This is a genomic window from Nitritalea halalkaliphila LW7 (assembly GCF_000265075.1).
Lineage (GTDB): Bacteria > Bacteroidota > Bacteroidia > Cytophagales > Cyclobacteriaceae > Nitritalea > Nitritalea halalkaliphila.
The window spans coordinates 1-20,470 of the sequence record NZ_AJYA01000061.1; the positions used below are offsets into that span (position 1 = coordinate 1).

The window sequence follows — 20,470 nt, forward strand, 5'->3', positions numbered from 1 at the left end:
AGGTCCTGCCGGATATACGGCGGCGATTTATGCATCCCGTGCAGGTTTGGAMCCGTTCTCTATACTGGGGCGCAGCTGGAGGTCAGCTGACATTACCACAGACGTAGAAACTATCCCGGTTATCCTGAGGGTGTCCAAGGGCCAGCCATGATGGAAGACTTTAGAAAGCAAGCGGAGCGTTTTGGTACACAGGTACGTTACGGACAGGTGACGGGCGTAGATTTCTCTAGCACCCGCATCGCGTGACAGTGATGAGCAGCAAACCATAGAAGCTGAAACTGTAATTATCTCTACGGGAGCTTCTGCGAAGTGGCTCGGACTTGAAAGCGAGGAGCGTCTAAATGGACGTGGAGTGAGTGCCTGTGCCGTGTGTGATGGCTTCTTTTTCCGTGGCCAAGAGGTAGCGATCGTAGGTGCGGGAGATACCGCTTGTGAAGAAGCTAGCTATTTAGCTAACATCTGTAGTAAAGTATACATGCTAGTCAGAAGAGATGAGATGCGTGCTTCTCAGATCATGCAGAAACGTGTGATGAACAACCCTAAAATAGAAATTCTTTGGAACACCGAAACAGAAGAAATTCTAGGTGAAGAAGAAGTAGAGGGTGTGCGCGTAGTCAATCGACTCACAGGAGAAAAGCAGACCATCGCGGTAAAAGGCTTCTTTGTAGCTATCGGGCATGAACCGAACACAGGCATTTTCAAAGATATAATCGATATGGACGAAAATGGCTACATCAAAACAGTCCCAGGAAGCACGCGCACTAATGTAGAAGGCGTTTTTGCCTGTGGCGATGCACAAGATCATATTTACAGACAGGCAGTTACCGCAGCTGGAACAGGTTGTATGGCCGCTTTAGATGCCGAGCGTCACCTGGCAGAAAAAGAACTCGTTTAAGTAATCTGCATGCAGTTGAGGTTCATTGTCGTATGGAGTATCCTAATAGTGAGCCTGTGTATCTTCGATACGCAGGCTCAAACTTCGCGTAGGGCGACCAAAAATACTACATCTGATAGTATAAAAGGTTCTACCCCTGCGAACCCTTTGCTGAAAGACATGCGCTTATACGATCCGGACAAATACCTGGAGGAGGTGACGCGGGTGACGGATAGCATTCTCTTCAGAGGACATGAAGGATTAAAAAAACGTCTTTCTATCGTGGCAGAAGACACCCTTTCGCTTATTTGGGCACCTACGAATCAGTTGGTGCAGGTATCTGAACAGGTACTTATCGATAGCATTTGGGTAACAGCCTACGAGTACTTTTCCTCATGGGACTCGCGAAAAATTAATATTTACGATTTCGATCCGAAAAATTTCACTGATACATTGTACGTTAAGCTCTTTGATCCTTTTTTCGGTAGTAACTGGGCGATGCCACTCGATGAAACGCATATTACCTCAGAATTTGGTTTTCGTAGGTATCGCTGGCATCATGGAACCGATTTACGACTGCGTACAGGGGACCCGGTGTACAGCACCTTCGATGGAATCGTGCGTATGCGCTCTTACGATCGAAATGGTTATGGATACTTCGTGCTAGTCCGTCATAAAAATGGACTGGAGACACTTTATGGCCATCTTTCAAAGATAGATGTGGAAGTAGGACAAGAAGTTAAAGCGGGGGACATCTTAGGTAGGGGAGGTAGTACAGGCAGAAGCACTGGGCCCCACCTGCATTATGAAATCCGCTATCAGGGCTTGTCCATTAATCCCACTGAAATTTTTGATTTTGGTTTTCGTAGAATTAAAATGGACGTGTATCCGCTCACTGCCTCTAGCTTCCAGCATGTCGTGCAGGCCCAAGAAGCCGTGTACCATCGTGTTCGAAGTGGTGAGAACCTCAGCGTTATCGCAAGGCGTTACGGTGTACGGGTGAGTACCATTACCCGATTAAATGGAATTAGTACGAATTCAGTTTTACGCGTAGGTCAGCGCCTACGCATTCGATAAGTAACTTTATGAAATTAGATATACTCGTGTTCGCAGCACACCCCGATGATGCAGAACTTTCTTGCTCCGGAACTATCGCTGCGCACGTAGCCAAAGGCCATCGCGTAGGCGTGGTAGACTTTACAGCTGGAGAAATGGGAACGAGAGGTACTCCAGCGCTTCGCCTCATAGAAGCTGAAAAGGCGAGCGAAGTGCTTCACCTCAGCGCACGTGAAAATATGGGCTTTCAGGATGTTTTTTTTCAAAACGATAGCCCACATCAGCATGCACTTATCCAGGTTTTAAGAAAATATCAGCCGGAAATTGTACTTGCAAACGCTGTAACAGATCGTCACCCCGACCATGGAAAAGGAGGGGCGCTCGCTTCGCAGGCCTGTTTTATGAGTGGGCTAAGAAAGATAGAAACCTTCGATGAAGCAGGCCATCCACAGCATCCCTGGAGACCCAAGTTCGTCTATCATTATATCCAAAATAATTTTATTCAGCCCGATTTCGTTTTCGATATCACGCCGTACTGGGAAACCAAGCTAGCCAGCATCAAGGCCTTTAAGTCTCAGTTTTATGACCCGGATTCTAAAGAGCCCGAAAGCTTTATTTCCTCTGAAAACTTTTTCCATTTTATCGAAGCGCGAGCGCGTGAAATGGGTCATAAAATTCAGGTTACCTATGGTGAGGGCTTCACCGTGGAACGAATGATCGGAGTAGATGACCTGTTTCACCTGAAATAAACAGATTTCTACGCGAAGTACCATTAAAAAAGCGATTCTACACAGTATGGTAGAACCGCTTTTTTTAAATAGCACTACGCATTATTTTTTCTTCCTAGGAGCTGCTCGCTTTTTGGCAGGAGCTTTTTTGGCTGCTGCGGGCGCTTCAGACTCAGCGGCCTTTTTCGCCGCCGGAGCACGTCTTCCCCCTTTTTTCTCCGGCTGGTTTTCGATAATTTCGATCACCTCCGGATAGGTGAGATTCTCTGCTTCCACATCTTTTGGGATCTTAAAATTATTTTTACCGAACTTGATGTAGGGTCCCCATCTGCCATTTAGCAACTGGATTTCAGGGTTCTCTTCAAAGGTTTTAATATGTTTTTTCGCATCCGCCTCACGCTTGGCTTGAATCAGTGCGATCGCCTCATCTTCCGTGATACTGAGCGGATCATATTCACGACCTAAGGAGACGAATTTTCCATCATGACGCACATACGGACCAAAACGCCCAATAGCCGCAACAATTTTCTTGTCTTCAAACATGCCCACATCTCGAGGTAGTTTAAAGAGTTCTAGGGCTTCTTCCAGCGTGATACTTTCGATAAATTGACCTTTTTGTAAGCTGGCGAACTGCTTATTTTCATCCTCTTGGTCTCCGATTTGGGCCAGTGGCCCAAATTTACCCAAGCGGACAATTACCACCTTACCTGTTTTCGGATCCACACCTAACTCACGAGCAGAGTTTACATCGGCACGCTCCACATGCGCAGCATCCTCCACTTTAGAATGGAACGCGCCGTAGAACTTCTCTAACATATCCTCCCACTGCTGCCCTCCGTGCGCGATATCATCGAACTCCTTCTCTACTTTAGCGGTAAAAGAGTAATCGATGACCGTCGGGAAGTGCTCTACCAGAAAATCATTCACCACCATAGCGATGTTAGTGGGAAAGAGTTTATTCTTATCCGCTCCTGTAATTTCCGTCTTTTTCTGCTCTTTAAAGGTATTGTCCTCAACGAGCATTTCTACATATTCGCGAACAGTTCCCTCTCGCGATTCTTTTACCACGTAGTTACGCTTCTGTATCGTAGAAATAGTCGGTGCGTACGTCGATGGTCGCCCGATACCCATTTCCTCTAATTTTTTCACTAATGAGGCCTCCGTATAACGCGCTGGAGGTCTGCTAAAGGTCTGACGACCTTTTAGCTGTATGGGCTGTAAGGCCTGGCCGATAGTGAGCGGAGGGAGTAGTCCTTTTTGCTCTTGCTCTTCCTCCTCTGGTTCTTCATCGGTGCTTTCTAAATAGACCTTTAAAAAGCCCTCAAAGGTGATCACCTCACCATTTGCCTGTAGTTTTTGATCTAAAGTAGAGATCCCTATAGTCACCTGCGTCTTCTCTAAAATAGCATCCGCCATTTGACTGGCGATGGCACGTTTCCAGATTAACTCATACAGGCGCATTTCATTTCGTTCGCCGCTTATCTGATGACGATTAAAGTCGGTAGGACGAATGGCCTCGTGCGCCTCCTGTGCCCCTTCCGATTTGGTAGCATATTTACGTTCCTTATGAAACTCGGCTCCATATGCACGGGTAATTTCCTGTTTGGCTGCAGCTCGAGCATCGTCGGATAAGTTGACGCTATCCGTTCGCATGTAGGTGATATGCCCTGCCTCGTAAAGTCGCTGTGCCACCGACATTGTCTGTGCCACCGAGAAACTCAACTTTCTACTCGCTTCTTGCTGGAGAGTAGAGGTGGTAAAAGGAGCTGCAGGAGTTTTTTTACCGGGCTTTTTCTCTAGGTTGTCAATAGAGAAATTCGCGCCGATACATGCCTTTAAAAAAGCCTCCGCCTCCTCTTGCGTGTCTAGTTTTTTAGGAAGTTCCGCTTGCAGTACCTTGCCGTCCACATCGAACTGAGCCGTGATGCGGTAACTGGAGGCAGCCTTAAACTTCTCTACCTCCCGCTCACGCTCCACTGTCAGTCGGACCGCTACAGACTGCACCCTTCCGGCAGAAAGCCCTGCCTTCACTTTTTTCCAAAGCACTGGGGAAAGCTCAAAACCAACCAGACGGTCTAATATTCTTCGCGCCTGCTGTGCGTTAACCAGATCAATGTCGATGGTTCTTGGATTTTCAATGGCTTTTGTGATCGCCTTCTTCGTAATTTCACGGAAAACGATCCGCTTCGTCTGCTCGTCTTTTAAATTTAATACCTCTTTCAGGTGCCAAGAAATAGCCTCTCCTTCTCGGTCATCATCACTCGCTAGGTAAATCGTCTCCGCCTCCTTGACTAACTTTTTTAATTGCTTGATGACTTCCTTTTTATCAGGAGTAACCTCGTAAGTAGGTTTAAATTTATTCTTGATATCGATGGCCGCATTTCCCTTCGGTAAGTCCCGCACATGCCCGTAACTAGAAGTTACCTTAAAATCTTTACCTAGATAACCCTCTATGGTTTTGGCCTTTGCCGGTGACTCGACTATTACTAAATTTTTTGACATAGTATCCTTCCACTCCAATTTCTGACGAAAAATCGCCTTAAAAGCCCTAAAAATAGAGCTACAAATACTCTATTCCAAATAATTCTTTAACTCTAATTTTTCAGGAGGGGATTCATTCTATATGAAAAATGCGTATTTTTCCCCTGCCTTGAATCAGCCCTCTTCTCTATAGGGATAAAAATGTAACGATATGAAGACGCTTTTGGTTTTAAGACACGGCGAGGCCAGCCCTTTACCCGCAGATCAGGACAAGCAGCGCCCGCTCAGCGCCGCAGGTATTCAGCAGCTCAGCAGCCTGAAGCATGTCGCTGCCCTCTGGAATCAGCCTGTCCAAGAAATACATGGCAGCACAGCCACGCGTGTGCTGCAAACCGCCGAGCTCGTTTCCAAGCATTTTCTGCAGCCACCACCGCTGCATACTGAATCGAGCTTATATCTGGCCTCCTCGGAGCGACTTTTGCAGTACATTTCTTCTTGGCCGAAAACCCTGAACCACATGCTGCTCATCGGGCATAATCCTGGGCTAAGCCAGCTTATTTACACGCTTACTGGACAGCGATTGCATCTGGAGACCGGTATGCTGGTCGCGCTGGAGATTCCACTAGACGAGTGGGCTGCACTCACACCTTCCTGTGCCCTGCTAAAAGGAACTTGGCACCATGTGTAAGGTGATGACAATCAGTTCGCTGAGGTTCCTCTGGTCACCCAGTGAAAACCATTCTTTTCTAAAACACGTTTACTTATTTACACGATAGTTTAACTTATGTCAGAGAAACACCAACAAATTTCTAATTTTGACCCGAACGGGGTAGGGACTAAAGACGCACTTTTTGGTCTCCCATTTAATGAAGACACAGCCGAACTAATCATCATTCCGGTTCCCTGGGAGGTAACCGTCTCCTACAGCCCAGGAACCGCTGAAGGCCCTGAGGCTATTTTAGCGGCTTCTCCCCAGCTGGATCTTTTCCAAGACGATATTAAAGACGCTTGGAAAATGGGCGTGTACATGCTCCCGATTCCTGAGGCTATTAAAAATAAAAGCGATAACTACCGCATTCTAGCTGCGAACTATATTAATTGGTTAGAGGAGGGGAGCCCTGAATACGATGCAGAGCGCTTTGCGGCTGTGCCGGACCTGATAAACACGGCCTGCCGAGAGATGAACGAATGGGTGTACACGCAGGCGGCGCACTACCGTGCAAAGGGCAAGCTCGTCGCTCTCTTAGGTGGGGACCACTCCACTCCCTACGGACTCATAAAGGCGGTAGCAGAGACCCATACTAATTTCGGAATTCTACAGATAGATGCACATGCCGACCTTCGCGTGGCGTATGAGGATTTCGAGTTCTCACATGCGTCCATCTTGTATAATGTATTGAAATTCCCCGAAATCAGTAAAATTGTGCAGGTTGGTATCCGGGATTACTGTGAGGCAGAGGCCATAATGGCAAAAGAAAATAACCGCATCACTACCTTCTACGATAAACAAATCCAAGAGGCAGCCTTCGAAGGCAAGGCGTGGAGAATAATCTGTGATGAAATCATCTCCCAACTGCCTGACGAAGTGTATGTCACCATAGACATCGACGGTCTCGATCCGAAACTGTGTCCCAACACGGGTACCCCTGTACCGGGAGGGCTGGAACTAGAGCAGATGCTCTACTTGATGAAACAATTGGTCCGAGCTGGTAAAAAAATTATTGGATTTGACTTAGTGGAAGTAGCTCCAGGACCAGGAGAGGATCAGTGGGATGGTAATGTAGGAGCGCGTGTACTTTACCGCATGGCTAATCTTTATGGCGCCAGCAAGGGAAACTGCGCTTGAAATAGGAGCTGTGCTTGGGTGCTGGTTTTTCTTCCGATGCGCAGACATACATAGGTAACAAAAAGTCTTAGCGGTGTGGCTAAGACTTTTTGTTTTATTTCTTTTTATACCGGAAACGCACTCGGGTGATGTGCCTAGGTTCACGTTATAGAACTGCTCCGATGTCAGAGAAATTTCTGGGCATAAGGGCAGTTTACTCTGCCTTAGCCGTTTCTACGATTTCATTTAACTCGTTTTCGCTTAGGCTGTTGTCTTTCGCATAGAAAGCTAGGAGGCTTGCTACTGAACCGTCGAAATAGCCTTTTAGTAAATTATCGATCGTAAAGGTACGGTAGGCATCTTTAGAAATAATCGGGTAATACTCGTGGGATTTTCCGTACGCTTTATGGTCTACAAAACCTTTTCGCTCCAAAATACGGATAATGGTGGAAACTGTGTTGTAGGCGGGCTTAGGTTCGGTCATTTTCTCGAGCAGATCCTTTACGAACCCTTTTTCGATACTCCAGAGGATTTGCATTACTTGCTCCTCTGCTCGTGTTAATTCTCTCATAAGTGTTTAAGTTTAAATTTGCATCCAACTTATTCATTTAGTTTTTTAAATGCAAATACAGGATGTTAAACTTCAACCTTAAATCCAATAGGGTTTATGCGGATGTACATCAAATAACTGAAAATCAGATACTTGCAATCAAAGGTTTTAGAAAAAAAGAACAAGTTATTTTCTTCCTAATCTTCAAAAAGTGCAGGGGGATGCGATAGGATTGTGGTATTTTAAAAAAATGACCAACGATTATTCTTGCGAATTCTACCGTTGGTCATCCTGTAAGATTTTATGCTCTGCGAAAAGAATTTTTCACGGGTTTTATGCTGTTCTCAGTTTTATAATTCCGCTGTAGTGTAGGAGTTTTACAATCGGGTAAGTAGGATCAAACTCATACCATTTTACTGCAAAATTCGGACGGTTAGGAAGCTTGTGATGGTTATTTTGGAATAATTCTCCTAACATCAACACGTCCAAAAGTAAGCTGTTCTTTGATTTGTCATTATTATCAAAGTTGGCATACCCGTACTTGTGTCCAGACCAGTTTACAATCGCTCCGTGCACAGGTCCCATCAAGAAATGAAGTGGGAGTAAGAAGTACATCCACCAGTGCGTCCCCGATAGTTCGAAGACGGAGATGCTTAGCACATAGATGGCTACATAGACCAGCCCCCATCCTACACGCGAAGCCATTCGGTCTGCGAAAAGATCGAAGGCATGCCAGTCCGGAACATCCTTAGAAAAACGCTCTTCAGGTTTCAGGCGGAAGCTGAAGTAATCATTATATATGTTTTTCGTTTTCCACATCATCGTAAATAAGTTTTCTGTATGATGTGGACTGTGAGGATCTTTCGGCGTATCGCTGTAGGCATGGTGCATGCGGTGTAGGACAGCGTAAGCACGCGGAGACAGATAGGAGCTACCCTGAGAAATCCATGTAAAAACATAGAAGAAGCGCTCCCAAAACTTGTTCATCGTGAACATCTGATGAGCCGCATATCGGTGAAGAAAGAAGCTTTGGCAAAACAAACTGAAGTACCAATGCAAGAGAAATAAAACGATTAAAATCACTTGGGTAATTATTTTGTTGATGAATTGATGTAAAGATACGTCGAAACACTTACTTTTAAGAAGTCAAAGCGTATTTTCTTTAAAAAACGAAATCATTTCCGCTTTCCTGAACACGAAATACCCATCCCATGAACCGAACGACAAAAGACGCATTAGGAATTTTAGCGCAACTCGCCCTCGGAGGTGTTTCCATCGTCATTACGAGCTACCTGCTACCCGGCGTCATCGTAGCCGATCTTTGGACGGCTATCATCGTAGCCGCCTTGCTGGCCCTTTTAAATTTAACCATCAAGCCACTCCTTATTTTTCTGACGATTCCCATCACCATTCTTACACTTGGCTTATTTCTTCTGGCCATTAACGCCATCCTTATTTTGATCGCAGCAGAGATCATTCACGGCTTTCAAGTCAATAGCTTCTGGTGGGCCCTTTTGTTTTCTCTGATACTAAGCTTAATAAATAGCCTGCTGGGCGTAAGCCTTGGCGAAGCCAGCCCTCCAAGCAGAAGACAATAAATCTACATATACTGTTTTAGGTCCTACGAAGCCTAAATCACGCAGCACATTAGACCTTTAAGGAGCTAAAATCGTTCGATCGCCTTCTCTGATGTAAAGCACCGCCTCACCCTGCTTGGATAACGTAAGTATAGGGCTTGGGGCCTTCGCTATATGCACGAGCAAGACCTGCCGTTCGGCTACTAGGACTTCCCCAGCCCACTCTGGAACCACGTAAAGTGTAAACTCCAGCGCTGGTGCGGGGGATAAAAAAGTATCTACAGCTTTTAAGACCATGTAATGCTCCTCTTCTGCGTCGATGCCCGCGATTCGGCGCTGATCATTCACCCCGATCAGCAGCGTGCCGCCTTGGGTATTCGCGAAACCCGCGATGGAGCGCGCTATCTTAAACAAGTCTGTTACGCGCTGCTTAAAGTCTAAATTTAAGCCCTCCCGGCCCTGTAAAAGCTGAAGAAGAGGACCGTGGTCCGGCTCTGGAAGTAAAACTGTCATCCTTCTACATACAGGGATTAGGTGAAAATTGTTTGGAAGCTGACACATCTATTCCCAAGGGTACGCACACTGTGGGCAGGACATGGCCATTTGACTGCCTGACCTTTGCGCCGAGGCGCAAAAAACCCTTCTGGTCCCAAGCTCTATTAAGGATAAAAAGTGTGACTAATTCCAGGAAAGCGTAAACCAAAATCGCTTCAACGTGTTGAACCGTTGATAATTTGTTATTTGTGTGAAAAACATGCGATTTTACGCCTAAGATTTTGGTCTTATCGTACTTCCTTGTAACTTGTAAAACAGAATAGCATCCCAATTCTAAACTTATACCTCCTATGAAAAGCACGAATGAGGGCTTTGACCCAACCTTTATACAAAATTTCCAAGCATCTTGCGCTGCTACAGGTAAAAATTTCCGCCTAGTAGAGGAAGAGGACAATACAGAAGAATATGTACGCTTCCAGTTTGTCGGCAAATATGAGGGCAAAGATGTCCTTTACGATGCTGCCTTATATACCTTGCGCCTTCATCATGCTTCTGAGGTAATCGAGCTGGCGGAGCATGAGGCAGCGAAGAAATTTAAAAACTTTTCCTCCATTCGCTATGAGGAAGATGAGGATGGAAATCTGAAACCCCTAAGTCCGGAAGAAGAAGAAATCGGCTGGTTTATCACCGAGATGATTCATCAGATCGAGGATGAAGAGACGGTTAAGGTACAGGAATTTATCGACTTAGATACCAACCATGATTTTGGTATCGGTCTGGATGCGGCTTTAAACCGTGATTTCATCAGCGAAAAAGAGGTGGCGCACTTTGTGCAATCCTTTAATGAGGATACCCTACAGCTAGATGATACTTTTTTATTCTTTTCAGACAGAAGAAGATGAGGAAGAAGCCTAAAATAGGGTTTTTCTGCCTAACATTTTAACTTGGTAATCGGTTAAAATGGCTATGTTAAAAGTCGCACATTCGAAGCGGTATGCCCATCCTTTGCCCGAAGGGCACCGCTTTCCGATGGAAAAATATGAACTCTTACCTGAGCAGCTCCTGTATGAGGGCACGCTGCGCCCCAGTAATTTCTTTAGTCCCGAGGCACTCGCTGATGATTGGATTTTAAAGGCTCATGATCCGAGCTATTTTAATCGATTAAAAGGTCTTAGTCTTTCCAAATCTGAGATACGGCGTACGGGTTTTCCGCTTAGTCAGCAACTTGTGGACCGTGAAGTGCATATCATGCATGGATCAGTGCAGGCGGCACTTTATGCAAAGGAGTTTGGGATCGCTATGAACATCGCGGGGGGTACACACCATGCGTTTAAAGACAGGGGAGAGGGTTTCTGCCTGCTGAATGACTTGGCGATCACGGCATTCTATCTTTTAGAAAAAAAGCTCGCGAGGAAAATCCTGATTATCGATTTGGATGTGCACCAGGGGAATGGTACGGCCGCCATCTTCGCAGAGGTGCCCGAGGTGTTTACCTTTAGCATGCATGGAGAAGCGAATTACCCCATGCATAAAGAAAAGTCAGACCTGGATATCGGCCTAAAGGACAAAACAGATGATGCTACCTACTTGTCCCTGCTGCGGGAGACCCTGCCCCGCCTGATCGATGCAGAGGAGCCTGATTTCTTACTCTATCAGTGCGGAGTCGATGTGCTGGCTTCCGACAAGCTGGGGCGGCTGGGCATGAGCATTCAGGGCTGTAAAGAAAGAGATCGCATCGTCTTGGAGACTGCTCGTAAAAATAGATTGCCCATCATGTGCTGCATGGGCGGGGGCTACTCCGAAAAGATCGCGCATATCATCGAGGCGCATGCCAACACCTACCGTTTGGCACAGGAAATTTTCTTTTAACCTAATCACCGTTTGGTCGGGAGGAGTACAGGCAGTCTTTTGCCGGAAAGCCTCTGGCCAAAGCACATGCATTATGAACGAAACAAAGAAAAAATGGCTTCAGCTGGCTCCTGCGGGGATTTTGCTGATGGGATTCGGGCTAAGTGTTATTGGAGAAGCCACCGGAATGAAGATCCAAGGGGGCAGCACCTGGGAGTGGGTGCTATGGGGCACGGGTGGTCTGGCCGCCTTCTTTGCAGGGCTTTCTCTTTTCGGACAGGCTGTGGTTTTAAAAGGTCAGCTTGATGCCGATAAAAGGAAGCAGCAGAGAAAGTAGCTTTTAACGGAAATTAACAATTCGCCTAAGGGAGGAAGTTTGTTCCTCAAATTGTTTGGTTATATTTGCGCCAATTAACCTACATTAAAAACACGTGAAGCACTTAAACAGCATTCTAGGAATCTTTGCTCTGGCAGCATTTTTATTTACTTCTTGTCAGCAGGGAGCCAGCAATAGTCCGGCTACAACAGATTCTGGCTCTACTTCAGCAGAGGGAGCTGAAACGGAAGTAAGTATTTCCGATTTGAAAATCGCCTATATCTTAACGGATAGCGTCATCGCCAACTATGAGTTTTTTAAGAAAAAATCTGAAGAGATCGCCGAAAAAGGGCGTCGCTTCGAGGGCGAATTGAGCAGCAGAGCACGTGGATTCGAGCAGGAGGTTGCTAATTTCGAGCAGACGGCACAGTCTATGACGCCGAATCAGGCACGCGCTAAGCAGGAAGATTTAATGAAAAAAGAGCGTAACCTCATGACCTACCGTGATAACATCATGCAGGAGCTTTCCGGTGATGAGCAGCGCCTATACGCTGATGTATACGAGCGAATCCATGAGTTTTTAGATGCTTACGCGAAGGAGAACGATTTAGAAATGATTCTTTCGAACACGCGCGGGGGAGCTGTTTGGTATTCTAAAAAGTCCCTAGACATCACGGATGATGTGGTAAAAGGATTGAATGCAGCCTACGCGAAAGGCAACGAGTAAGCACTTCTCCTATAGGAGACTACTACCCCGGGCTGTGGATTTCAGCTCGGGGTATTTTTTTTCCTTCGGATATCTTCTATTTTTGTTCTTTGTTCGGCCACGCTGCCGACTGCACGAAAAAAAACGCTATGAAAATAACAGACTTTCTAAAACACCACTTTAGACATTTTAATGCGGCAGCGCTTATCGACGCTGCAGAAGGCTATAAAACACATCTGGACGAAAACGGGAAAATGATGATTACCTTGGCGGGGGCCATGTCCTCTGCTGAGTTAGGCATTTCTTTAGCCGAAATGATCCGCCAGGATAAAGTGCACATCATTTCCTGCACGGGGGCTAACCTAGAAGAGGATGTGTTTAACCTCGTCGCCCATGACTTCTATGAGCGTATCCCGAACTACCGAGACCTGTCCCCTGAGCAAGAGCAAGACCTCTTAGAGCGGCACATGAACCGTGTAACGGATACCTGCATTCCAGAAATGGAAGCCATGCGTCGTATCGAAAACGTAATTTTGGAAGAGTGGGTACGCGCAGATCAGGCAGGTGAGCGTTACTTCCCCCACGAATTTTTCTACAAGATTTTACTGTCTGGTAAGTTGGACGAGAGCTTCCAGATTGACCCTAAAAATAGCTGGCTACTCGAAGCAGCGAAAAAAAATCTACCGATTATCGTCCCAGGCTGGGAAGACTCTACACTTGGCAATATGTTTGCGGGGCACGTTATCAGCGGTGATGTGAAAAACGTGCACACGGTGAAAACGGGTATCGAATACATGATGTTTCTTGCCGACTGGTACACGGAAAACGCAAAAGAGGAGTCTACTGTAGGTTTCTTCCAAATAGGAGGAGGTATCGCAGGAGATTTCCCGATTTGTGTGGTTCCGATGCTCCACCAGGACTTGCAGCGTGATAACGTACCGCTATGGGGATATTTCTGCCAGATCTCCGACTCGACGACCTCCTATGGCTCTTACTCTGGCGCTGTTCCAAATGAAAAAATTACTTGGGGCAAGCTTGGACTGGAGACACCGAAGTTTATCATAGAGTCTGATGCAACGATCGTGGCGCCCCTCATTTTTGCCATCGTTCTCGATCAGTAACGTTACATTTTCATGAAAAAATTAGTATGGAGAGCAAGTGGCCTGATGTCACTTGCTTTTTTTTCAATGCAGACCCCGCTCTTTGCGCAAGCGCCAGCACCAGCCACGGCGGTAAATACCATTTACGATGAACAGAACCCTGTTCAGGCTCCAGATGGGCAACTTTATTTCACCATCGGGTATCATCCTAGCAACAAAGGGGGAGCCACCGATCCGGGAGATGTCTACCGCAGCCGAAACTTAGAGCAGGCCGCCGAACCTGTCAGCGATTTATCTACGCAGAGCCTCGATGTTCTCGTCGGTTTTCCTGATGCGCAGACTGCTTATGTGTATCATGCACGCGGGCCTCTCGGCCAAGGGGTACATCGCTACCTAAAAAGCGGCAGCAACTGGAACCTGGTGGGGATGTTGAAAATGGGGAATTTCCGAAACAACAGCAATCATTTCAGTGGCAGGTTATTAGCGGATGGCAAGACCATTTTGATGGCGATGAACTCTTTTGGCTCTTTCGGTAATGACGATTTGTACGTCAGTACACAGATGGAAGGGGATAACTGGACTTCTCCGGTGAATCTAGGACCGGTGGTGAATACCTTTGCAGAGGAGCAGTCCCCTTTTTACGATGAGAAAAATGGCATCTTATACTTCAGTTCGAATCAGGCGGATAGTCGTGGTGGGAAAGAGGTCTTTTATGCCGTGCGCCAAGGGGAGGACTGGACCAGCTGGAGTCGTCCGAAACCTTTTGAGATCCCAGGCGCTTTGGGCGCCAAACAGGTTTTATGCTCTTAAACCCCGAGGATTTCAGCGGAATCGTGGTTCAGACCTCTAATTCAAATGCTTTTGGAGATTTTTATACCTTCCGTCTGGGCAGGGAGCAGGCAGAGGACTTAGTGGCCGAGGCTATCGCCATTCGTAGTGGTGCACCTATGCAGCAGCAGGCAGATGCCATGAACCGAGTAGCTGAAGAACAAGGAAGTGCCGGAAGCCGAGCAGAAGCAGAGGCGCGTAGAAGACAGGAGGCTTTGACCAGGGGTCAAAATCAAATTACCGAAACCTCCTCAAGTGCTGCGCGTGAACGTGAGGCTTTAGCCGCAGCAGTGCAACAGGAGCAGGAAAGTCGCGCACAAGCTGCAGCGGAGCAAGAAGCTCGGCAGCGAGAAGCGGAGCAGGCGGCCAGGCGCGAGGAAGCAGAGCGTGTAGCACGTGCAGAGCGGGCGGCACAAGCAGAAGCGGCTAGAGAAGCGGAGGCAGCTCGGGAGGCCGCAGCCAGAAGAGAGGCAGAAGCCTTACGTAACCAAGCCAGTAGTAGCACAGCAGCTGCATCGGCTACGGTGACCACTCAGGCAGCTGCATCGGAAGCGAGTATAAAAAATGCCGTAGGAGAGCAGATTCAGCCTGTACGCGTGCGAGTAGTGGCGCAAGATACAGAGGAGGCGCTAAACCATAGCTTGATTTTCAGTAATGAGCGTGGCGTACGTAAAGAAATTTCTGGGCAGTCAGCCTACATGCAGACCCGAGCGGAGCGCATGGACTGGAAGACCATCGCCGTACGTGCAAATGGCTACGTGCCGCAGTATTTTAACGTAGATGAATGGGTAGCTTTAGACGGTCAGCAAGTTTTACTTTTACCCGCTCGCGCCGGGACAAGCTTGGTGCTGAATAAAATTAACTTTAACCGGGGAACGGCGGACTTTGCAGATGCTACCTCGATAGAGGTTTTGGACGAACTCGTCCGCTTGTTGCAGGAGGATAAAAGCCTGAAGGTGCGTTTAGAGGGTCATACCGATAACGTAGGGGACCCGGGTCTAAATAAAGAGTTAAGCTTACAGCGTGCTTCGAAAATTCGGGGCTATCTGACGCTGAATGGTGTGGCCTTTGAGCGCGTGCGTATTGCGGGTTTTGGAGGGACTCGTCCCGTAGAAAATGCCACCACGGAGGAGGCGCGGGAGCGGAACAGGCGAGTAGAAATGTATTTAATCCAGTAAGTTATGTTCAGTTATAATGCAGAAAAGGTGTACCCGAAGGTAACCGAAAGTCGGGTGGTGATTCGTTTTCAGGACTGTGATCCTTTGCGTCACCTGAATAATGCTAAGTACTTTGATTATTTCTTCAATGCACGAGAGGATCAGGTACCGAAGCTATATGGTGTGGAGATGATCGATATGATACAGAAATACCAAGCGGCATGGGTGGTCTACAACCACACGATTAGCTATGTGCGCCCAGCGCGTGTAGGGGAGTGGGTACGCATTCATAGCAGAATTTTATGGTATAATGCCCATACCGTGGTGCTGGAATATTTCATGACCGATGACAGTGGAAAAGAGCTAAAAACTGTGCTTTGGACCACGATGCGTTATGTGACCTTAAAAGAAGGTAAGACGACTGAGCATACGGGCGAGGTAGCTGATTTCCTGAAGGCCACCTCTCTGCAGCTCGACATCGCGAATATGCAAATCAGTGATCGGGTGAAGGTTCTGAAGCAAGCACTTTTGGCTGAGAAGCCATAAAAAGCGTATTGTGCTTAAAATCCAGCTACAAAAGAAATCGCTAATAAGGAAGCGCAGGAAGAAATAGGGGCAAACCATTCGCCCCTATTTTTCCTCATGTATTAGTTTACCACGAGCACTGGAATCGTTTTGTCATTAGCTATAAGCCGCTCCGCTACGGAACCGATCAAGAAATCACTATCGTTATGGCTCCCTTTTCTTCCTATCACAATCAAATCCACCCCTTCGCTAATTGCATAATCATAGATGGTTTTACTGATATGTTCATCCTTACCGTAGAGCATTTTGCATTCGGGAACTGTTTCCACTTTTTTTCTTAGTTGCCTTAACTTATCTTCTGCTTTCCTTTTAAGACTTTTTTTGATGTCTTGCGTATCTTTTATATAGGGGAAAAACTGCATAGATAGTTTGATGATATGAAGAAGTTCCACAGAGGCCTTGGTTTGCAGGGAGAGAGCTAAGGACAAGTGGACTACAGGTTCACTGAATTTAGAAAAGTCCACAGGTGCTAAAATGGAGGCTATCTGGGGGCGTGCCATTTCAGGAACAAACAGGCAGGGCGTTATGCTGAGTCTAACCAATTTTGAGCTCAGAATACCAGATCCTTCGTAGTATCCTTTTTTCCCTACTAGCATCATATCATACCCTGAAGTATCTATAAATTTAATCAGCTCTGAAATTGACTTTTCAGTTCGAATCAGGATAGTTATGTTAGCGTTATCAGGTCCGAAGTGCGCATCTACCAGCTCCACCAGTTCTTCTGATAGTATTTCATGTAGGCTACGGCCATCTGCAGCGAGAACCTGTCTTATATCTGCAGGAAGATCTTCTACTTCTAGCCAATGAATGATGTCCAGCTGCGTAAATGAAAACTGCGTATCCATGTTCTTGATATACTTCAGTAAAAGTTCGTCCATGGCACTTAGGTCTGCCAAGAGCGCGATGCGTTGAATAGATTTAATCATGGTTACTTGGTTTTTTTTGATGGATCTACAGATTGGCTCTGATTACGTTTTAATACATTTTTCATGATTACGTCCGTTAATTTACTTTCGTAATCTTTTTTGTTTTTCTCCTGTTTTAATATTTCTTGTTGTGCATATTCTTGCTGTAATCCTTTTCTTAGGGAGTATGCCATCACTAATAAGATGAATAAAAAGGGAAGTCCAGTGGTGATGGTAGCGGTTTGCAGGGCGGTTAGTCCTCCGCCAATTAACAGCACAGCTGCAACAGTACCTTCGGCATTTGCCCAGAAGATTCTTTGCGCCACTGGCGCGTCCAGTTTACCGCCGGCAGTTATACTATCGATCACCAGAGAACCTGAATCGGAAGAAGTGACGAAGAAGGAAGCGATTAGTAAAATACCTACGATGGAGCCTATTACGGGTAGTGGGAATTCATTAAGGAACACGAAAAGTGCTGTGGCCTCATCTTGAACGATAGCGTCCGAAAGTTCACTTGTACCGCTGTGCAGGTCTAAGAATATAGCGCTACCCCCCATGGCGCTAAGCCAGAAAAAGGTTAGAAAACTAGGGATTAGGAGCACGCCTATAATAAATTCACGAATACTGCGGCCTTTTGATACCCTCGCGATAAACATGCCCACGAAAGGAGACCATGAGATCCACCATGCCCAGTAGAAAACTGTCCAGTCACCTTGCCAGCCTTTATCTCGATATGCCTCTGTCCAGGTAGAAACCTCTAAAATACTACTGAGGTAGTTTCCTATGTTTTGAAAAGTAGAGCGGAAAATAAAAAGTGTAGGGCCGACAATCAGGATAAAGATTAGCAGGGTGGCAGCGATTCTGATATTCCATTCGCTCAGAACTTTAACTCCTTTTTCTACCCCTGCCACCACGGACAGCGTCGCGACTAAGGTGATGCCTGCGATTAGCCCCACCTGAAGCCATACTGTATTCTCCAGCACTGTTAAATAAGCTATTCCAGCGCCTACCTGCTTCACACCTAAGCCTAGTGAGGTGGCTAGGCCAAAAAGAGTGGCTAAAACCGCGAATACGTCAATCACATCACCTATCCAGCCATAAATTTTGTCGCCTAAAATCGGATAAAATACAGATCGTATGGTAAGGGGTAATCCTTTATTAAAGGCAAAAAAACCTAGACTAAGTGCGACTAGGGCATAGATAGCCCAAGCATGAAAGCCCCAGTGCATGAACGTAAAGTTCATCGCCTTTTCTGCAGCTTCCACAGTTCCTCCTTCTCCAAAAGGAGGAGACTTGTAATGAAATACAGGTTCAGCCACGCCCCAAAACAACAAGCCGATTCCCATACCGGCACTGAAAAGCATCGCAAACCAAGCGGTAGTGGTAAACTCTGGTTCGGCATCCTTTCCTCCTAAGCGAATAGTACCATATTTACTGATTGCTAGGTAAATGCAGAAAACCACAAAGGCATTTACGGCGATAATAAAAATCCAGCCAGTCTTTTCGGTGACCCAGTTTTTAAAGGTTGCGAATAAAGCCTCCATGGGCGCACCTACCAGAAGTGTCACCGAGATGAAAACTACAATCAAGCCTATGGCAGGCCAAAAAACGGGCTTGTGAATATCAAAGTATTTTTTAGACATAGTAGTATTTTTTATAGTAAATCGATAGGAAAGTATAGCATTTAAAAGTAGTACCCAAGGTTGATATTCAGACGCGTGTTCCAAATGCTATTTCGATTAATGGGATTTTCTGTACTAACGGGTTGGTCCACTGCATTTATGCCTCTGCCGGTACCGAGTGCATTTCCTCCGAACTCGCCTGTTAACCATGGGTGATTTACCCCTCTGGCGATATCAAAATAGGCGTAAATATGGCCTGCTGTTACAAGTGCCCCAAAAACATTCTGTTGTGTCGGAGCAAACCGTACACTTTCTGTGCCGACAAGCACGCGGTTAAACTTTTGCATGTACGTGTAGTTATTATAAACCTGTATATTTTTTACAGGTCCAAAGGAAACGGGAATGTTATAGGCGAGGCCCGCTAGGTACATAGTTGCTTGACTGGCTACATCATAAGTACCGAATCCATATGCGCCCATTTGTACCACATCAAGTGTGTTTCCTGCATCATCTCTTACATCTACGTAAGAATAGTAGAGCACCTCGGTCTTTAGATTCCAGCGCCTATAATCTTGTTCATAATGTAATGCAGCTGCGTAATTTCTGCCAATGTGAGTGGTCACCTGATTAAAAACCTCATGGGTTTGAAGGGAAAGACCGAGCTCTGCATTACCTACCTTACGCGCTGCTCGCAAATTCCACTGGTGACGTTCGATGTTGTTATTTCCTTCCACGGGAACCACATCATAACTGTAACGAGCCGTAGATGCCTCACCAAAGGAAAGCTCATTTGTGCCTCGTGGCTCACTCATTAGAAAGTATGCAGCATTAAGTGTCCAGTCTTTCCACCTCCGTGTATAATTAAAGCCTATTTGATGATCATCCTCTAAGCCCACATAATAGGGCAGCTGAAACCACCAGTTATGCGATGCGTAGGTTAACAGCCCAAAAGGTACTTGTGTGATTCCAAATTGTAAATTGTTGTCCGCATTAAAGCGATAACCAATCCATCCAAATTTCAGAAAATGGGTATTAAAAGTAGGGTAAAAGCGATATTGAAAAGCAAACTGAAGTCCGTCTTTATAGGCATCTATTTCCATCCACCAAGTATCCCAAGTCCATTCATTTTGTACAAAAGTTCCCAAAGGTGCTGTTTTGCCTTCATAGTGTGTCCAAATCGCATTTAAGCGAAATGCCCCACCGACCTTTACCCAGGAGGTGTCTCTGTTGGTTTCCCGAAGAGCCCAATTTCCTAATTCCAAGGTTTCCTTCTCTGTGCCACGAGATTTAGGAACAAAGAGTGGAAGAAGCTGCTCGTTTTGATATGTCAGAGAATCAGGTATAGCGTAAGCGGTTTCTATCTTAATGACTAAACATAGAATCATGTAAAAAAATAGGTAAATTTTCTGCATAATTTTTATTTATATATATATGGATTCATGTACTTGTTTCAAGGCTGCTAATACGTAAGCAGCAGAAAAGAGTCCTTCCCAAAAAGCGTATGTAGGCTGTCCACATGGGCGTAAAGTACGCCGCACTTAGGTAGGGGACATATAAAACCTGGTTCGAATACACGTAAATGGAAGCTGGAATCCACAATTATATGGCCAAAAATATAAAATCAGTAAAAAAAATACGGCTTTTTTCAATTATTTTCAAAACCTTGATTCAAGAAACATTTTTTTTAACCTTATTGTGAATAATCATAATTTAAATGTAAAAAATAATATACTCTTAAAAGTCAAAAAAATGAAACAAAATATATAAATTAAACATAAAATAGCGTTATGATAAAATTAAATAGCTAAAATTGCCAA

General features: G+C 45.8%; 21 protein-coding genes. 14 read left to right on the top strand and 7 right to left on the bottom strand.

Annotated elements, in window-relative coordinates:
- Positions 1 to 220 precede the first annotated feature (220 nt).
- From A3SI_RS14630 to bshB1, 3 genes are read left to right on the top strand one after another with little or no spacing between them, the layout of a single operon-like run.
- The gene (locus A3SI_RS14630) at positions 221 to 895 is read left to right on the top strand and encodes an NAD(P)/FAD-dependent oxidoreductase (protein WP_394330387.1); all 675 of its coding nucleotides are present in this window, start codon (positions 221 to 223) and stop codon (positions 893 to 895) included.
- A 9-nt stretch (positions 896 to 904) separates the two neighbouring features.
- On the top strand, positions 905 to 1,951 hold the full coding sequence (locus A3SI_RS14635; RefSeq protein ID WP_040671072.1) for a peptidoglycan DD-metalloendopeptidase family protein: 1,047 nt from the start codon (positions 905 to 907) through the stop codon (positions 1,949 to 1,951).
- A gap of 8 nt (positions 1,952 to 1,959) precedes the next feature.
- Complete coding sequence (gene bshB1, locus A3SI_RS14640; protein WP_009057114.1) at positions 1,960 to 2,679, top strand: bacillithiol biosynthesis deacetylase BshB1; 720 nt, start codon at positions 1,960 to 1,962, stop codon at positions 2,677 to 2,679.
- Between the two features lie 81 nt (positions 2,680 to 2,760).
- On the opposite strand, the gene topA is transcribed toward bshB1, so the two are convergent.
- The gene (gene topA / locus A3SI_RS14645) at positions 2,761 to 5,160 is read right to left on the bottom strand and encodes a type I DNA topoisomerase (RefSeq protein WP_009057117.1); all 2,400 of its coding nucleotides are present in this window, start codon (positions 5,158 to 5,160) and stop codon (positions 2,761 to 2,763) included.
- Between the two features lie 190 nt (positions 5,161 to 5,350).
- On the opposite strand from topA, the gene A3SI_RS14650 reads away from it, so the two are divergent.
- A complete protein-coding gene (locus A3SI_RS14650) occupies positions 5,351 to 5,827 on the top strand; it encodes a SixA phosphatase family protein (RefSeq protein ID WP_009057119.1) in 477 nt (158 codons plus the stop codon).
- A 96-nt stretch (positions 5,828 to 5,923) separates the two neighbouring features.
- A complete protein-coding gene (locus A3SI_RS14655) occupies positions 5,924 to 6,985 on the top strand; it encodes an agmatinase family protein (protein ID WP_009057121.1) in 1,062 nt (353 codons plus the stop codon).
- Between the two features lie 193 nt (positions 6,986 to 7,178).
- Here the strand turns inward: A3SI_RS14655 and A3SI_RS14660 are convergent, their stop codons facing one another.
- Together A3SI_RS14660 and A3SI_RS14665 are read right to left on the bottom strand one after the other, a co-directional pair.
- Positions 7,179 to 7,535 carry a BlaI/MecI/CopY family transcriptional regulator gene (locus A3SI_RS14660; RefSeq protein ID WP_009057124.1) on the bottom strand — a complete coding sequence of 119 codons (357 nt, stop codon included), beginning with the start codon at positions 7,533 to 7,535 and terminating at the stop codon, positions 7,179 to 7,181.
- Positions 7,536 to 7,847: 312 nt separating this feature from the next.
- Complete coding sequence (locus tag A3SI_RS14665; RefSeq protein ID WP_009057126.1) at positions 7,848 to 8,597, bottom strand: acyl-CoA desaturase; 750 nt, start codon at positions 8,595 to 8,597, stop codon at positions 7,848 to 7,850.
- Positions 8,598 to 8,725: 128 nt separating this feature from the next.
- Here A3SI_RS14665 and A3SI_RS14670 point away from each other — a divergent pair, with 128 nt between their 5' ends.
- Entirely contained in the window at positions 8,726 to 9,112 is a 387-nt protein-coding gene (locus A3SI_RS14670; RefSeq protein WP_009057128.1) for a phage holin family protein, read from the top strand.
- A gap of 57 nt (positions 9,113 to 9,169) precedes the next feature.
- Here A3SI_RS14670 and A3SI_RS17785 read toward each other — a convergent pair whose 3' ends face one another.
- Complete coding sequence (locus tag A3SI_RS17785; protein ID WP_009057130.1) at positions 9,170 to 9,604, bottom strand: AlbA family DNA-binding domain-containing protein; 435 nt, start codon at positions 9,602 to 9,604, stop codon at positions 9,170 to 9,172.
- 332 nt (positions 9,605 to 9,936) lie between these two features.
- Here A3SI_RS17785 and A3SI_RS14685 point away from each other — a divergent pair, with 332 nt between their 5' ends.
- The 8 genes from A3SI_RS14685 to A3SI_RS14720 all read left to right on the top strand — a co-directional run bounded on the left by A3SI_RS14685 (position 9,937) and on the right by A3SI_RS14720 (position 16,087).
- A complete protein-coding gene (locus A3SI_RS14685; protein ID WP_009057134.1) occupies positions 9,937 to 10,488 on the top strand; it encodes a hypothetical protein in 552 nt (183 codons plus the stop codon).
- A gap of 64 nt (positions 10,489 to 10,552) precedes the next feature.
- Positions 10,553 to 11,455, top strand: a complete 903-nt coding sequence (locus tag A3SI_RS14690; RefSeq protein WP_009057136.1) for a histone deacetylase family protein — start codon at positions 10,553 to 10,555, stop codon at positions 11,453 to 11,455.
- 73 nt (positions 11,456 to 11,528) lie between these two features.
- Positions 11,529 to 11,771, top strand: a complete 243-nt coding sequence (locus A3SI_RS14695) for a hypothetical protein (protein WP_009057137.1) — start codon at positions 11,529 to 11,531, stop codon at positions 11,769 to 11,771.
- A 94-nt stretch (positions 11,772 to 11,865) separates the two neighbouring features.
- Positions 11,866 to 12,477, top strand: a complete 612-nt coding sequence (locus A3SI_RS14700) for an OmpH family outer membrane protein (RefSeq protein WP_009057139.1) — start codon at positions 11,866 to 11,868, stop codon at positions 12,475 to 12,477.
- A 128-nt stretch (positions 12,478 to 12,605) separates the two neighbouring features.
- Positions 12,606 to 13,577, top strand: coding sequence for a deoxyhypusine synthase family protein (locus A3SI_RS14705; protein WP_009057141.1), 972 nt, complete (start codon positions 12,606 to 12,608; stop codon positions 13,575 to 13,577).
- Positions 13,578 to 13,589: 12 nt separating this feature from the next.
- Entirely contained in the window at positions 13,590 to 14,366 is a 777-nt protein-coding gene (locus A3SI_RS14710; RefSeq protein WP_156810328.1) for a glycoside hydrolase family protein, read from the top strand.
- Positions 14,357 to 15,562: an OmpA family protein gene (locus A3SI_RS17790; RefSeq protein ID WP_009057144.1), complete on the top strand. Its 1,206-nt coding sequence runs from the start codon at positions 14,357 to 14,359 to the stop codon at positions 15,560 to 15,562. The genes A3SI_RS14710 and A3SI_RS17790 overlap by 10 nt, the downstream gene beginning before the upstream one ends.
- A 3-nt stretch (positions 15,563 to 15,565) precedes the next feature.
- Positions 15,566 to 16,087 carry an acyl-CoA thioesterase gene (locus tag A3SI_RS14720; protein ID WP_009057145.1) on the top strand — a complete coding sequence of 174 codons (522 nt, stop codon included), beginning with the start codon at positions 15,566 to 15,568 and terminating at the stop codon, positions 16,085 to 16,087.
- Between the two features lie 101 nt (positions 16,088 to 16,188).
- Here the strand turns inward: A3SI_RS14720 and A3SI_RS14725 are convergent, their stop codons facing one another.
- From A3SI_RS14725 to A3SI_RS14735, 3 genes are read right to left on the bottom strand one after another with little or no spacing between them, the layout of a single operon-like run.
- On the bottom strand, positions 16,189 to 17,052 hold the full coding sequence (locus A3SI_RS14725; protein ID WP_009057146.1) for a universal stress protein: 864 nt from the start codon (positions 17,050 to 17,052) through the stop codon (positions 16,189 to 16,191).
- 2 nt (positions 17,053 to 17,054) lie between these two features.
- A complete protein-coding gene (locus tag A3SI_RS14730) occupies positions 17,055 to 18,674 on the bottom strand; it encodes a BCCT family transporter (protein ID WP_009057147.1) in 1,620 nt (539 codons plus the stop codon).
- 41 nt (positions 18,675 to 18,715) lie between these two features.
- Positions 18,716 to 19,915, bottom strand: a complete 1,200-nt coding sequence (locus tag A3SI_RS14735) for a hypothetical protein (RefSeq protein WP_156810329.1) — start codon at positions 19,913 to 19,915, stop codon at positions 18,716 to 18,718.
- Positions 19,916 to 20,470: the final 555 nt, after the last annotated feature.

What these genes read in the sequence shown, in the direction of transcription:
- A3SI_RS14725 (WP_009057146.1), bottom strand. Translation starts at nt 17,052, where the DNA reads ATGATTAAATCTATTCAACGCATCGCGCTCTTGGCAGACCTAAGTGCC.
- A3SI_RS14720 (WP_009057145.1), top strand. Translation starts at nt 15,566, where the DNA reads ATGTTCAGTTATAATGCAGAAAAGGTGTACCCGAAGGTAACCGAAAGT.
- A3SI_RS14695 (WP_009057137.1), top strand. Translation starts at nt 11,529, where the DNA reads ATGAACGAAACAAAGAAAAAATGGCTTCAGCTGGCTCCTGCGGGGATT.
- A3SI_RS17785 (WP_009057130.1), bottom strand. Translation starts at nt 9,604, where the DNA reads ATGACAGTTTTACTTCCAGAGCCGGACCACGGTCCTCTTCTTCAGCTT.
- A3SI_RS14670 (WP_009057128.1), top strand. Translation starts at nt 8,726, where the DNA reads ATGAACCGAACGACAAAAGACGCATTAGGAATTTTAGCGCAACTCGCC.
- A3SI_RS14710 (WP_156810328.1), top strand. Translation starts at nt 13,590, where the DNA reads ATGAAAAAATTAGTATGGAGAGCAAGTGGCCTGATGTCACTTGCTTTT.
- A3SI_RS14660 (WP_009057124.1), bottom strand. Translation starts at nt 7,535, where the DNA reads ATGAGAGAATTAACACGAGCAGAGGAGCAAGTAATGCAAATCCTCTGG.
- A3SI_RS14685 (WP_009057134.1), top strand. Translation starts at nt 9,937, where the DNA reads ATGAAAAGCACGAATGAGGGCTTTGACCCAACCTTTATACAAAATTTC.
- A3SI_RS14650 (WP_009057119.1), top strand. Translation starts at nt 5,351, where the DNA reads ATGAAGACGCTTTTGGTTTTAAGACACGGCGAGGCCAGCCCTTTACCC.
- topA (WP_009057117.1), bottom strand. Translation starts at nt 5,160, where the DNA reads ATGTCAAAAAATTTAGTAATAGTCGAGTCACCGGCAAAGGCCAAAACC.
- A3SI_RS17790 (WP_009057144.1), top strand. Translation starts at nt 14,357, where the DNA reads ATGCTCTTAAACCCCGAGGATTTCAGCGGAATCGTGGTTCAGACCTCT.
- A3SI_RS14635 (WP_040671072.1), top strand. Translation starts at nt 905, where the DNA reads ATGCAGTTGAGGTTCATTGTCGTATGGAGTATCCTAATAGTGAGCCTG.
- A3SI_RS14730 (WP_009057147.1), bottom strand. Translation starts at nt 18,674, where the DNA reads ATGTCTAAAAAATACTTTGATATTCACAAGCCCGTTTTTTGGCCTGCC.
- bshB1 (WP_009057114.1), top strand. Translation starts at nt 1,960, where the DNA reads ATGAAATTAGATATACTCGTGTTCGCAGCACACCCCGATGATGCAGAA.
- A3SI_RS14690 (WP_009057136.1), top strand. Translation starts at nt 10,553, where the DNA reads ATGTTAAAAGTCGCACATTCGAAGCGGTATGCCCATCCTTTGCCCGAA.
- A3SI_RS14655 (WP_009057121.1), top strand. Translation starts at nt 5,924, where the DNA reads ATGTCAGAGAAACACCAACAAATTTCTAATTTTGACCCGAACGGGGTA.
- A3SI_RS14705 (WP_009057141.1), top strand. Translation starts at nt 12,606, where the DNA reads ATGAAAATAACAGACTTTCTAAAACACCACTTTAGACATTTTAATGCG.